Source organism: Maribellus sp. YY47 (assembly GCF_023111095.1).
GTDB lineage: Bacteria > Bacteroidota > Bacteroidia > Bacteroidales > Prolixibacteraceae > Draconibacterium.
The window spans coordinates 60,244-75,302 of the sequence record NZ_JALGYW010000003.1 but is presented as its reverse complement, the minus strand read 5'-3'; the positions used below and the strand labels follow the sequence as shown (position 1 = coordinate 75,302).

General features: G+C 37.2%; 10 protein-coding genes. 3 read left to right on the top strand and 7 right to left on the bottom strand.

All coding sequences use genetic code 11. The features are described 5' to 3' along the window. Positions 1–223: 223 nt before the first annotated feature. From MR764_RS03130 to MR764_RS03100, 7 genes are all read right to left on the bottom strand, one after another. The gene (locus tag MR764_RS03130) at positions 224–1,684 is read right to left on the bottom strand and encodes a radical SAM/SPASM domain-containing protein (RefSeq protein WP_247977935.1); all 1,461 of its coding nucleotides are present in this window, start codon (positions 1,682–1,684) and stop codon (positions 224–226) included. Between the two features lie 102 nt (positions 1,685–1,786). Further along, positions 1,787–2,032: a hypothetical protein gene (locus MR764_RS03125; RefSeq protein ID WP_247977934.1), complete on the bottom strand. Its 246-nt coding sequence runs from the start codon at positions 2,030–2,032 to the stop codon at positions 1,787–1,789. Between the two features lie 152 nt (positions 2,033–2,184). After that, positions 2,185–2,412 (bottom strand): winged helix-turn-helix domain-containing protein, encoded by a 228-nt coding sequence (locus MR764_RS03120; RefSeq protein ID WP_247977933.1) that lies wholly within the window; start codon positions 2,410–2,412, stop codon positions 2,185–2,187. A 96-nt stretch (positions 2,413–2,508) separates the two neighbouring features. Then, complete coding sequence (locus MR764_RS03115; protein WP_247977932.1) at positions 2,509–4,092, bottom strand: glycosyltransferase family 39 protein; 1,584 nt, start codon at positions 4,090–4,092, stop codon at positions 2,509–2,511. 20 nt (positions 4,093–4,112) lie between these two features. Continuing rightward, complete coding sequence (locus MR764_RS03110; protein ID WP_247977931.1) at positions 4,113–6,293, bottom strand: patatin-like phospholipase family protein; 2,181 nt, start codon at positions 6,291–6,293, stop codon at positions 4,113–4,115. Between the two features lie 508 nt (positions 6,294–6,801). Further along, the gene (locus MR764_RS03105; protein ID WP_247977930.1) at positions 6,802–7,410 is read right to left on the bottom strand and encodes a porin family protein; all 609 of its coding nucleotides are present in this window, start codon (positions 7,408–7,410) and stop codon (positions 6,802–6,804) included. Between the two features lie 501 nt (positions 7,411–7,911). Next, positions 7,912–8,805 (bottom strand): helix-turn-helix domain-containing protein, encoded by an 894-nt coding sequence (locus MR764_RS03100; protein ID WP_247977929.1) that lies wholly within the window; start codon positions 8,803–8,805, stop codon positions 7,912–7,914. Between the two features lie 134 nt (positions 8,806–8,939). On the opposite strand from MR764_RS03100, the gene MR764_RS03095 reads away from it, so the two are divergent. From MR764_RS03095 to MR764_RS03085, 3 genes are read left to right on the top strand one after another with little or no spacing between them, the layout of a single operon-like run. Further along, a complete protein-coding gene (locus tag MR764_RS03095; RefSeq protein WP_247977928.1) occupies positions 8,940–9,989 on the top strand; it encodes an efflux RND transporter periplasmic adaptor subunit in 1,050 nt (349 codons plus the stop codon). 13 nt (positions 9,990–10,002) lie between these two features. Continuing rightward, positions 10,003–13,110: an efflux RND transporter permease subunit gene (locus MR764_RS03090; RefSeq protein WP_247977927.1), complete on the top strand. Its 3,108-nt coding sequence runs from the start codon at positions 10,003–10,005 to the stop codon at positions 13,108–13,110. An 18-nt stretch (positions 13,111–13,128) separates the two neighbouring features. Next, on the top strand, positions 13,129–14,478 hold the full coding sequence (locus MR764_RS03085) for a TolC family protein (RefSeq protein ID WP_247977926.1): 1,350 nt from the start codon (positions 13,129–13,131) through the stop codon (positions 14,476–14,478). Positions 14,479–15,059: the final 581 nt, after the last annotated feature.

The following is a 15,059-nucleotide window of genomic DNA, read 5'->3' as shown; positions in this document are numbered from 1 at the left end:
GAGTAAATACAAATTGGATTCAGCCTTTAATAAACGTTGTACACAAGTGTACTAAAAATGAACAAGACAGTCTGCCGGTTACCCTAAACCCAAATTGGATAGAATTTATTCGCCGTGAAAATTTAACTGCTCCATGTTTAATGCCGGAATACGCTTTACTCTTCTTAAAATGATAACACATATTCCGGGTTTATCTAATGGCCTGACTTATCCAGCAATTGTGTTATTTCGTGGTATGCATGGCCAGAGATTTCCGGTATTTTCTATCATAGATTTTCTTAGTCAGTTCATCGAGCTCCTGCCCATAATCGATCATGATCTTCTTGTATTCTTTGTCGTGTAGAGATTCCTTAGCTTCCCGATCTATCCCTTTTGCTTCAGGGGTGAGGATATTTTTTCTAAAATTTGCATAATTGTCGCGGATGGAACAAGGTATCATCAGATAGTCGCCCTTGTGTTCTTTCTGGTCGAATCCTCTCTCTCTTTGCCAATTTCTTCCATTCTTGAAGAATTGAGATTGAATGGCATCAGCCAGATTTCCACCATTGTCGTAAATATCCTGTATTTTATCTACGTAATACGGAACAAACACACAAGGTGCCACTTTCCCGTCGAAATCAATATAGAAATATCCATTCCATCTACCATAGGCAATACATCCGGTACAAAGCGAAGACGAGTTCCAGAAATCTGCCATTGGATACCGTAATTCCCGTGTTACATATTCCCCCTTTTTATAAAATTCAACCCGTTGTTGCGGAGTTATCATCAGTTCCATCACATCTTTCCCCTTACCGATGGGCATCAGCTGAAACTGCCACATATGAGTAGCCCCCATTTCATCAAAATAGTATTTGTAGAAATCATCAGTAAGGAGGATTTCGTAATTTTTAGTTGTAGCTGTTACCGAAATTCCAAAGGGCACTCCAACCTCACGAAGATTGGACATAGCCTCTCTAATTTTTTTATGCACTCCTTTTCCCCGTCGTTCATCCGTTTCTTTTTCATAACCTTCTACCGAAATTAAGGGTACCACATTACCTAATTCGGCGAGCCTGGACGCAATTTGCTTATTGATTAATGTACCGTTGGTGTACATCAGGAAAAACATATCGCTGAATTCCTCAAAAATATCCAGTATAGTTTTTCCCTGACTGCTGTACATAAGGGGTTCGCCACCACTGATAGTAATAAATCGGCTTCCAAGTATGTCGTGTGCTTCCCGAACGATTCGTTGTGTCAACGTAAAATCAAGATGGGTTCCCTTTCCAGGCGTACAGGAAGCATAACACCCTACACATTCAAGATTGCAGGCTTTTTCCGGGGAGAGTACCAGGAACTTGGGCGGATATTCGTTATATTTTTCCTTATATTCACATTTTACATCGGTCAGGTGAGCTTCCCTGTTAACTTTAAACGAATCGCTCATAAATACCTTAAGCATTCTGCGGGCTACATTCTTACTAATATAACCTTTGTCAATACAATTACTGACCTGTTTAACCACGTTGCTAACAAAATAATAGCGATCCAGTTTCTCTTCTTCAAAAAGAAGAGAATTGTCTTCTAAGATTGAATCGTGGATTTTTTTGTCCAGTTGTCGAACAGCCAGTTTTCTAACTGTTTTATTTGAGATTGCCTGATTGATCACTTCGGGAATGAGATTTTGAACTAAACTTTTCATAACTAATCAAAATTTTGTTGTTTTTCTGTTTTTCTGTCTTTATACCCTGATTTACTATGCTTTAGTGATAATTTAGGCTCTTTATGCTTCCATGCTTCGACATTAAAAAAATACCATGCTCCAACCAGCATTTTCATCAATTTGTAAGTAGTCCTTATCTTTGCGAGCAAATTGGCTCACCATCCTGCACAACTCTTTTTTAGTAAAGTATTTATCATGTAGTAAATCCAAAACCGCTACGATTACTTCCGGAGTATGATGTATTCGCCTGGATTGATTTATGTTTTCTAGTCGCATTCCTATATGGTATTTTAAATCTGTAATATTTCGTATTAGCAATGTCATCATGGCTTTTAGTTTAAAAATTATAAAAATATTTTAGAGCAGTAGGACATTAGCCTTACCGGTTAAACAGAAAATCCAAAATTTCCTGAAAACCGGTAAAGGCTTCTCTCTGTCCTTCCCCACAAATATTAAACTGATGTCATTAAGTATCTCATTTAAAAATACATTTCAGAGTAGTCACTTTTCAATGATTCAACATACAGAATACCATGTTTTTCTGTAAGAAGTATCTTGTTTTCTTTTAATAGCCATCCCAGCGCCATGTAAATGAACTTTTCGTTATAGCCGGTAAGCTCTTCTATTTCCTCAATACTTAAAGCATTTACATCTGATAGCAGATTCCATATGAGGTCTGAATTAATTTTAATATCCTGTTTATACATTGTTCTATTATATTTTCATGACTTTGTGAACAAAATTCGCGTTAACTATTTTCTTTCATAGCAAGAAAGAAATGCTGACAGCAATAATCAGTCATTCTAAAACTGCTTCGGATCTATTTCGGCAATAGCATTAAAATGCTTCAGGTAATAGATGTTAATCTTTCTGCCCACATCCACACTCCTGTAAATTCGTTCCTGAGTTTTAATTAACCGGATACTATCGGCAGAATTAACTATTGCTGCTGGAAGTGGCTTTTTAGTTACATATATAGCATCATACCCTTTATTTTCAAACTGTTCTATTCCGGGCCAGAGATCAAACTGATTCATTCTCCGTCCCACATTTACACAGTATGTTTGGGGATTTCCATTAACATAAAAAGCCAAAGAGGATGCCATCTGGTAACTATCGCTGAAAATAAAAATTGGGGCTGAATCCGTTTTATTTAGTATGTTGGTTACACTTTCGCCAAGCTTGTCTAGTCCAGCCTGTTTGCTATACATATCAATAGAAGGGGAATACAATGCTGTTAAGCCCATTTTATCAAAAATTTTAGGTTGCATAACCAGAAAAACTAATAAGGAGGTAATTCCGATATAAAACATGCCTTGTTTTGTATTAAAATAATTAACGATTGAGTAAGCGATTAAAATTGGTAATGAAGAGAAGGCAAAGAATGTCCAGTTAATTTCATTTTTTTGAATAGAAAGAATCAAGAAAAATCCCCAAACAAATAGCAACGGCAACAATAAATATGTAACCGCATTGTGGTGTTTGCCAAGTTCCTTATTTTTCCAGCTCCTGTATAATTTAGCCAATGCAGGGAGGAAAAAGGGGGATACACAGAGCAACTGTCCACCTAAAAATTCGAAAATCCGTTCGATGGAACGTTGCCAGTTCCCATGCGATTTATAGGCACCTGCCAGGCCAAATATATGTTTAGCTCCTACAAAATCCTGAGATACATTCCATAATAAAACAGGTAAACAAATTAAAGAAGCGATAACCAGTGTAATATAAAACTCTCGCATTTTCAGCAAGTTCTTTTTTTGCGATCTCGCAATCAACAACCAAATAGGAATCCATAGTATCATCACATATTTACTGATAATTCCTAATCCTAAGGTAATCCCTGAAAATATCCAGTATTTTAATTTGTTCCGTTGAAACGCATATAGACAAAACAGCATATTGGCTGACCAAAACAACAAAAGAAGGGCATCTGTAGTAAAAACTTTATATATGTAGTTGTAGTGAGGCAATACAAAGAGAACTATTGTTGACCAGAAAGCTATTCTTTTATCCTTAAACAAATGCTTTGCCAGCAGATAATTGATAAACGGTAATATAAATCCTACTATCAGAGAATTAATCCTGATACCGATAACTGTATCTCCGAGCACCATTGTCGACAAATAATTCATCCACGCAATAAGAGGCGGTTTTGAATAGTAAGACCAATCGAGATGTTTCGACCAGAGCCAGTACTGTGTTTCTTCACTATTAAGCGGAATCGGCGTGTTAAGTATGTCGATAAAGTGAAAAAGTAATATCGCAACATTGATTAATGAGAGGATTATAATGGGTGATTCAACTAAAATGTTCTTTTTCGCGAAATTGTTTTTAAGTAAAACAACACCAGATGAATCTCTTAATATTTTGATTTTTGACTTAAACATAATGTCAGGTTTTTAGACTTTCAAAACCAAAGTCCAACATTTGCTGAAAATGTTGGCTTCTCATATTTTTGTGCGTATCCAACTTCTATATCAATAGGCCCTATTACTGTTTTTATAGAATATTTTATGCCTCCTCCTCCTGTAGTTTCAAAGTCATCTAAGCTATTAATATCTTCACCCTGTGCCATCATATTATATAGCAGTGAAACATACTGGTTTTTGTTTATCCTTGTGCGAACACCCAACAATGCAATATTTACATAACGATCGCCAACAGTCACAGGTGGAAGACCAACAAAAGGTAGATGATAATCAAAATATTGCGAATAAGATTCACCTCCTACAAACGTGGTTTTCAAAAGAGGAAAATCTTCGGTTAGGTGCATTCGACTATAGTAATCAAAAAGGACAGCCACATTTTGCTTAAGCGGAATAATTTTATTTAACTTAAACAGTAAAGCAGGATGCATTCGACTAAAATTTTTAGTTTTTGTATATGCCGAAACCCGCACATCTAGGCGAGTACCCTTGCTGGGAAAATAAAAATCATCCCAATCATCAAAAGTAAAATACGCGTAAGTCGCAGTTATTAATTCATTGGTTTCAATAGAGGAGATTAAAGAACTGCTATTCCTTGAAAATACATCACCATCAAAATACTCTTCCTGAATACCGACTCCAAGATTAAGCGTATTCAAAAACGATTTGTAGATATAACAATCGAGTGCCGTATAAAAGAAATCCGCACTATACAGCTTCTTTCCTTCTTCGTAAATACTATATTCTTGATATTTTCCTTTCAATTCAATTCCCAGCCTGGGAAAATCACCTCGATTCGTTTCCGCTACAATATTTCCCCCAGGATTTGCAGACAATTCAATACTAGCTGACAGATAGTCAAAGGGTTTTTCAAAATTCTTCCTAGTAAAATTAAGTTGGATTGCTGCAGCATCATTAGTATTCACCTTAAAACCGATACGCTGCACAAATTCTTTTTGTGGATTAATATTTAAGTGCAAAATTTTACCGTTTTCACTATCTGTCAAATAGAAATAAATGAGTTCAAAGCCGCCATAACCATACAGATGGTCGATTGCATCTTTTATTTGCTCGTAAGAATAGTCTCCTGGAATATCCATATTAAGCTTATCCATTAGAAAAGTCTCGTTAAGAAAGCAATCGCTATGGAACTTTACTTCTGAAACCAACCATTTGCTTATAACTACAAACTGCCTATTGTATTCTCGGGGTTTTAGATTATATTCCTTTTTTAAAGTGTGAATTTGCTCTATAACGTTTCTCGTAGCTTCTTCTCCTCTTAAAATTAATGTATCAGCCGCATCTCCTGAGAAGCTTCCAACAGAGTACCCAGTTATATTTGGTCGAATAGAAATATCACATAAGCTTTTATTCACTGCATTCTTTTCCTTGCCCATGAACCCAATAATTTGACTGGCTATTTCATCAATTGAATTAAGCTGATCCTGAGATTTAAAGTCTCCTCGAAGATCAACGCCAATAATGATGTCAGCTCCCATTTCCTTAGCCACATCCGTCGGAAAATTGTTTACAATACCTCCATCAACCAAAAGTAATCCATCACGACTTATAGGTTGAAATACTCCGGGGATGGCCATACTTGCAAATAATGCGGTAGGGAGAAATCCATTCTTCATTATTACCTCTTCACCTGTTTCCATATCTGCTGCAACACAAGCATATGAAATAGGCAATTTGCTAAAATCAGTATCTGGATCGAAATTACCGGATAGTCCACAAAATAAGTTCATTACATTTTGTCCTCTTATTATTCCCTGTGGTAAGCCCACCGATTTTATATCGGAAAACGAAAGACTAAACAAATACCTTTGTTTTAACTGTTGTTCATTGAACGATAGCTTTTGTCTTTCAACTTTATCAGAAAGTAACTGTTCCCAGTTTTGAGCTTTTACCAGTTTCTCAATCTCGTCAGCGTTATAACCTAATGCGTAAATTCCTCCAATCAAACTTCCCATGCTTGTCCCAACAATAATATCTATAGGAATACCTTCTTCTTCTAAAACCTTCAAAACTCCAATATGAGCAAAACCTTTCGCTCCTCCGCCACTTAAAACTAAAGCAATTTTGGGTCGACTCTCGTCTGTTTTTCTAGCATAAGTTTGTATAGGAAACATGTTTAGACCTATAATAATTACTAACACAAAAAGTATTTTCGGTGACACCCGAATCGTTCTTTTTAAACCTCTTACTCTAATCGTAATCCTACTATGTTCTTGCATTGCCTAGAGAGTTATTTTTTAAAAATATCTGTGCTACATCGTGTAAATTGCCGTACAAATAATTAGAATGGTTCGATTATTTTATAACCAAGCCGTTTAATTTTGCAGAATCTACGTTCAAAAATACCCCCTGTATCCATTCCAATGATGATTTTATAACAGGGGGTCACTCTTATCCCGATTCCAAACACTACTGTATGCTATTTAAATATTGGGGTATTTATATACGTCTCAATCCTCAATCAAATGCGATCAAAACATTCCATCCTTACATTAAAATCAATGATCTTCTTATTCCAAAGACTGAATTAATTTCATCTTGATTAAAAAGTTTCCATACTCGAAAGCATTTTTACAACCTTAGGTTTTATCATTCCTATTATCTGTATATTTCATAATTAGCTTTTACTGTAAATCATCAAAAAATGGCTTATAACAAAATACCAACATTAAAAACCAAACTCTTATTTCGGAAATCATTATCATAATCAGCAATTTTACTCAAACCCATATCATAGCTGATTGATAATTGTAATTCTGTTTTTGAAAATATTATTGTACTATAACCCATTTCGAAAGTTAATCCAAAATCGAAATCATCTATTTCGTCATTTATCTTAGTTCGGATGCCATTCAGTTTCTGATTGGCATATAATAATATACCTGTATATGGTCCCGCTCCAACGAATAGCTTGTCTTTTTCCAACGGTATATAATGTTCTACTTCAAAAGGAATCACCAAGTAGCTTAGCTTATTCTTTTGCTCGGAAAATTCACCATTTTGTTTAATATTAAAAGTTCTGCCTTTTGCTGCATATAATAGACTTGTCTTTAATGAGAAGTTTTCAGCAAAATAATTCCTTGCAAATAGTCCTGTGTTAAAACCTATTAGCACGTCATCATTATCGTAAACATTTCCAATAGCAGACTGAGTCGCTCCGCCAACACCTCCTGTAATTCCAATACGAAATTGAGCAGAGGCAACTTTAACCGATAGACAAGCAACGACTATAAGGATTATTTTTATTGTATTCTTCATATCTTCCGTTTTTTAGCTTTTTTAGTCTGATACGAAATTTTGCGAGTATCCTTAATGTTTTCTGAACATTTATGATCTGTATTATAAAATGCCACACTAAAAATTAATACTCATTTCGATTGACGACCCAGTATTACTTACATGCATTTAAATCAATCTTGAAAGTTTTCTTAATCAAGCAATCTGTACCCCAATTCTGATAGAATTTATTTACAAAATTGTTCCCACATATTTGTTATTTTTCTGTTTATTAATAGATTAGATTGTTAACAGCAAATATAAGGGGTTATTTTTGTCATTAAATTGTCAAAACAACTTCAAATATGTTCAAAAAGGCACTTTTTAGAATAGAAACTTATATAGTCGAATCAAGGACTATATTGTAGAAATAGAAACTCATTAACTATGAGTACTCAGGGGTTAGGGCACTGCGACTATCAATATATATATAACCGAAACAGTGTCGAATAGGATGGGAGGGAAAGTGAGAATGAATAAAAATTATAACTCTCGGTATTGTAGTGGAGACAAATTAACTCGTTTTTTAAAATAAGCACCAAAAAAAGAGGAACTGCTAAAATTCAAGTCATCAGCAATTTGGGCAGCGGTCATATCTGAACCTTTTAACAGAGCCTTGGCTGTCATGACGACCATCTCTTCTATCCATTCTGAAGGCTTTTTATTGCTAACTTCAAGAACTACCCTGGAAAAATACTTTCGAGTGAGGTGTAACTGATCCGCATAAAACTGAACGCTTCGTTCAATTTTGTATTTCTCAAATAGCAACGTCATGAATTTCATATAAATATCTTGTTTCCGACTGAATGCCTTTTGCTGACCCTTGTTAGCATTGACAACATATTGCTGTAAAAGCTGATATACCAGCGCATATAATAAATTTCTGACGATTTCGTCCCTGTAGGAATCACTGGATCCGTATTGAAGATTGATGAGTTGCTGAGTCGCAAGAAGTTTTTCAAAATCGGGTTTGCTTGGGTATAGGCATGGTTGTGTTTCTATGGTCTTTGCAATGTCTCCTAATTGTGTCGGCAGTCTTATGCTGGAGAAGAAATCAAACGTAAAGAAAAGAAAGCTGATCCTGAAGTCGTCACTATGGTCCAGAATCTGAACAATATTATTATGCCCAAGGATTGTAACCGAGTCTTTGTGCACCTCATAATCGATGAGGTTTATTTTGATTTTGGCATTTCCCTCTAAACAAAATACAAAAGCGATTTCTTCTATTATGTTAGGGAACTGGTAATTGATTAAAAGTTCGCCAATGTCCATCTCTTCTTTTGAAGAAATGAATCCACTTGTTGCATCTATTATTTTTTCATGCTTCTGTTTGGCGATATCATTAACTCCAACCTTACTCTGAATATCGTTTTGCATCTAACTAGTTTTCTGTTCTATGACAAATGTATAAAAAAAGGGACTTTTTGACCATTCTTGTGGACTAATTAATTCCTATTACATAAACTTTTACCCCGAAATTTGTCCAGTCATAAATTAAACAGTATAAGAAGATGATGAAACTATTATTCACATTGGTAAAACATTCAAGCATTTTATCCTTCATATTGGTCGTTTCTGCTTGTTCTCACTCTAAAGTAGAAAGTAAAGACAAAAAGATTCGTGTTAAAACAAAAGTGATTAGACAAGATAGTAATCTATACCCGCAGGAATATATTGGGACAGTAGAGGGCGAAAATACGTTCGATCTGAGTTTCCTTGTTCACGGAACTATCGAGCAATTAAATGTATATGAAGGGCAAGGTGTCTTAAAAGGCCAATTATTGGCCGTGTTAAATACCACCTCACTTATGAATGCACATGAGTTGTCTTTGGCTAAATTAAGACAAGCTGAAGATGCTTATAATCGTATGTCTGCTATGTATGATAATAAAAGCTTACCGGAAATACAATTTGTAGATATAAAAACGCAATTGGAACAGGCACAGGCAAGTGAGGCTATTGCCAGGAAGAATTTGCAGGATTGCTATATGTATGCTTCTCAAGACGGGGTTATTGGTAAGCGCTATTTGGAGCCAGGGGCCAACGTCATGCCTGGCACGCCGGTTCTAAATTTGGTAAACGTCAATACCGTAAAAATCAAAACGGCAATTCCGGAGGGGGAAATCTCTGCAATCAAAACCGGAACGATTTGCCATATACAGATTTCGGCTCTAGGCAATGAGACCTTTGAGGGACGAATAGTTGAAAAAGGAGTACTTGCCAACCCTATTTCGCACACCTATGACATAAAGGCAAAGGTGGACAACCCTCATGCCAGAATTATGCCCGGTATGGTTTGTCGTGTCTATCTCCAAGATACTGGGGAAAATGAGAATGTCAAAATAATAATACCGATAAAGTCGATACAGGTAGACTACTCCGGCAATCGGTTCGTCTGGTTGAGAGACAAACAAAACAAAGCTATTTACCGGGAAGTAACCTTGGGTAAGTTATTTGAGAATGGCGTACAGATAATAGGTGGATTGGAAACGGGTGACGAGCTGATTGTTTCCGGCTATCAGAACATCAGTGAAGGAACAGAAGTCTTGGTCAATAATTAAAACAGTTTCCAAGATGAAAGAAAATAAAGGACTCATAGCAATGGCTATGCAGTATAACAGGATTGTGCTGCTACTCATCAGTTCGCTGATACTTTGCGGCATTTTTGCATTGTATAAGATGCCCAAACAGGAATTTCCCGTGTTTACCATTCGCGAAGGTATTGTAGTGGGGGTATATCCGGGAGCAACTTCTTCGGAAGTGGAAGAACAACTCGCAAAGCCACTCGAAAATTTCCTTTTTACGTATAAAGAAGTAAAGAAATCAGGAACTTACTCTCAATCTAGGGATGGCATTGTCTACATATTTGTAGAACTGAATGATGACGTGAATAATAAGGATGAAGTCTGGTCAAAAATCAAGCATGGACTGTCTACTTTTAAGCCACAATTACCACTGGGCGTGGTGGCTTTGATTGCCAATGATGACTTCGGCGATACCTCAGCATTGCTAATTGCACTGGAGTCCGACACAAAGACATACTGGCAGTTGAAAGATTATCTTGAAGCGTTGGAAGATAAGCTTCGCACCGTGGAGTCGGTATCCAACCTCCGCCGCTACGGTTTACAGAATGAACAACTGAGTATTTACATTGATAAAGAAAAAGTTGCCAGTTATGGCATAAACGTGTTTAACTTGTATCAGACTTTGTTGAGTAAGGGAATGGTCGGTGTTTCCGGCAAAGTCGACAATGAGCAAATGTTGATTCCCATTCACGTTTCCCGGCCTTTTGACACAGAGAGGGACCTGGAAGAATTAATAGTATACTCCGATCCGCAGGGTAATCACATTCGTTTGAAAGATGTGGCCAAAGTGGTTCGCGAATACCCCAAAGCATCAAATTACACGATTAGTAACGGGAAAAAGTGTTTAATACTTTCGACAGAAATGAGGGAGGGATACAACATTGTTCAATATGGGAAGGATGTTGAAGTTATTATGAAAGAATTTGAAAAATCTTTGCCTGATGATGTGAAGGTTTTCCGAATTGCCGACCAGCCACGAGTAGTTGATGACTCAATTAAAGCTTTTTTGAAAGAGCTCGGAATTGCAATTTTAGCAGTTGTTTTGGTTGTAATGGCACTGTTGCCGTTCCGAGTCGCCGGGGTTGCTGCATCAACTATACCCATTACCATTTTTATATCGTTAACAATCATGTTTGGCTTTGGTATCGAATTGAACACTGTTACCCTGGCGGCGTTAATTGTAGTGTTGGGAATGATTGTTGATAACTCTATCGTTATTGTGGATAGTTATCTTGAAAAGCTAGATGAAGGAATGCCACGACAGGAGGCTGCAACTAAAAGTGCTGGGGAATATTTCAAAGCAATCCTATCTGCAACTTTGGCGATCAGCATTACCTTCTTCCCTTTCCTTGCTACATTTACCGGGCAATTCTACGATTTCTTAAAAGCATTTCCCTGGACGATACTTATCACACTGGGCATTTCATTGGCAGTAGCTGTATTGTTTGTACCTTTTTTGCAATATGTCGTAATTAAGAAGGGTTTGCATGCTGATCAAGACAAAAATGTTCCCCGCAAAAGATCGTTTCTGGATTATGTACAGTCATTTTATAATAAAGTGTTGACTAAAGTATTCCAGCATTCTAAATTGACGTTTATTATCGGCATTTTGTCAGTTGTTGCAGGGGTTACTCTATTTCTCAAACTTCCGCTAAAACTAATGCCTGTTGCCGAACGAAACCAGTTTGCTGTGGAAATATTTCTTCCGCAGGGGAGTTCATTGGACGAAACAGCAGCAGTGGCGAACGATATGAGCAGTATATTGAAAAAAGATGGGCGTGTAAAATCGGTAACTATTTTTATGGGGAGCGGCTCACCTCGTTTTCAAACTACCTATGCGCCAAAGATCGGTGGTTCTAACTTTGCGCAGTTCATTGTAAATACTGTCTCGAACGAGGCAACCATCGAAATACTTGATGAATATGCAACAAAATATGCGCACCACTATCCGGATGCTTTTGTGAAATTCAAACAGTTGGATTATCAAAGTGGCGTTGACGCGGATATTGAAGTCCGGTTAAGCGGCGATAATATTGGTGACCTAAAAAAGGCGGCGGAGCAAGTTAAGGAGGTAGCTTCTACTTTGGATGAACCACTCCGAATATATACGAACTATGAAGAAATTCTTCCAGATGTTCGCGTAACCTTGGATCCGGTCGAGTCAAACCGATTGGGGATTAGTGAAGGGCTTTTGGGAATTGGTCTGGCTGCACGATTTGGCGGGTTGCCCATAACTACGGTTTGGGAAAACGATGACAAAGTTCCGGTTGTACTTAAATCGAAATGGGAAAATAAGGATCCGTTTGCCTCGGATATTGAAAACGAATATGTATCCGGCCTGTTTTCTCCCGCAGTACCTTTGAGGCAGGTAGCTAAGGTTACTACAGACTGGAACGAGGGACAGATTGTTCGCCGAAATGGTGTTCGTACGCTATCAGTCTATATCGATTTGAAAAGAGGAGAGCGAGTGGAGCCGGTACAAAAGAAAGTTGAAAAATTGGTTGATAACCTTTCCAACGAAATCACCAGCAAGCACATTCAAATTTCTTACGGCGGGGTAAAAGAAGATACAGAAGAGACCTTACCTGAGATAATTAACGGATTGCTCATTGCCGTGATAATGATCTACTTTATACTGGTATTTCATTTTAAGAGTGTTGGTTTGGCAACATTAGTATTTGCGTCGACTACCTTCAGTTTCTTAGGGGCGGCTGTAGGTTTGTGGATTATGGATATGGAATTTAGTATAACTTCAGTACTTGGCTTGGTGAGTTTGATTGGCATTATTGTCAGGAATGGGATCATTATGTACGATTACATACAGGAACTTCGACATAAGCATAACATGCCTGTGATGGAGGCTTGCCTGAAGGCCGGTGAAAGGCGAATGCGGCCTATTTTGCTTACCTCGCTTGCTGCCTCCATGGGAGTTATCCCGATGATTATTAGTAAAAGTCCGCTTTGGGCTCCGATGGGAACGGTTATCTGTTTCGGCACGTTGATATCCATGCTATTTATTTTAATCATGCTCCCGCTTCTATATGCATTGGCATACAGGAATGCGGATAAACATCAAAATCCCGAAGCTGCGAAGTAAAAAATAAAAAAGAAGATAATGCAAAAAATTATTATAGTTGTAATGTACATGCTGGGTGTTTCTTTTCATGGATATGCCCAGACGCAACTTACGTTGGAAAAAAGTAAATCGTTGGCGTTGCAAAATAATGCTAATGTAAAAAATAGTACTTTGGAACTGGAGGCTGCCAGGGAAATTAAAAAAAATGCCTTCACCAAATATTTTCCAAGCATGAGCGCCTCTGCCATGGGAATGCAGGCAATTGACCCTCTTCTGGAGACCTACATGCAAGGCGGTAATCTGCCCGTGTATGACGGCAACCCTGCTAACCTTGCCACAGCCACACAGTTTGCATATATGCCTGATGTTAGTTTGGGGCTGCTTAACCAAATGGCAGTTGGTTATGTGGATGTGAAGCAACCTGTATATGCCGGTGGTCGAATCAGGACGGGAAATAATCTTAGTGAACTCAATATTGAAGTCAAGGAAAAACAACAAAAGTTGTCGGAGAACGACATTTTACTGAAAACTGAAAAAGAGTATTGGCAAGTAATTACCCTTCAGGAAAAACAAAAGACACTTGACAGCTATATCCGTTTTTTGGATACGCTTTATGTTCAGGTGTATAATGCATATAAGAACGGACTGGTTATTAAAAACGACTTACTGAAAGTAACAATTAAGCAGAGTGAATTGCAGGTAAACAATACCCAGTTACAAAATGGGAAAAAACTTGCCCTGATGCGACTCTGTCAAACCATCGGAATAAACTATAGTTCAGATATTGTTTTAGAAGGTAATCTAGATGATTATTCGCTTCCTGAAACATATTTTGTACCTAACGCGGAAGTTCTTACAAAACGCGCCGAATACAAACTTTTAGAGAAGTCAGTCGCCGCTTCAAAACTGGAAACAAAGATGAAAAGGGGCGATTACCTACCCTCTATCGGTGTTGGTGTGACAGGATATTATCTTGACCAGTTTGAAAATAATATCGATGGGAATTTCAACGGCATGGTATATGCTTCTGTATCTGTTCCTATCTCAGACTGGTGGGGAGGCAAGCATAAATTAAAAGAAATGAAATTCAGAGAAACAATGACACAAAATGTAATGGAGGATGCCTCTGGATTACTTAACCTGCAAATGGAAAAAGGATGGACAGACCTAAAGGAAGCCAACGACAAGGTCGAGTTGATTGAAGAAACATTGGAACAAACGACCGAAAATCTCAAGGTAAATCAGGATAGTTATAACAATGGTTTAATCCAATTGTCAGACTTATTGGAGGCAAGAGCACTGAAGGCTGAAACAGAGGACAAACTAATAGAGGCGAAAAATCAATACAAGGTATCTATTACCAATTATTTGCAGGTTACTGGGAGATGAGTTAGCTACAATCGATATGCCGCAAAGGTTTTTAGTAATTAAGCATGAGTTATTGGTGACAGTTCAATTACGCTAGTTCAAGAAAATCAGATTCTTATGGCTCGGGTAAAAAATGATATTGTGAAAGCTGAAATATTAAATCAAACAGAGATACTTTTCAGCAATTTAAGTTGAAGAGAGAACAATAGATGAGGCCATTTCAGCTTTCTTAAAAACTAGTTTTATTGAGTCGATACTCTTTCCCATGAGATCTTTGATGATGTTAGACATTGAAGAAAATGCTGGCTTTAATTAGATGTTTATGGTGGAGTGATGGGAATTCGCTTAAGAAAATATGTTTCAGTGAAAAGCAAATATTGCTGTATGTGGAATCAAATCAGAGCAATTATACCGAAATATATTTCTGGGAATTGGAATGAGATTTTGTAGTTTCTATATATTAAAATAATTAAAAACTAATTAGTCAAAATGGAACCCAATTAGTAATAACAGTTGACCAGTTCAGTCGACAAACAGGAGCGAAGCCTTGACCGGTTATCAGGAAATTTAAAATTCCCTTTTTAACCGGCAAGGCTAATTCG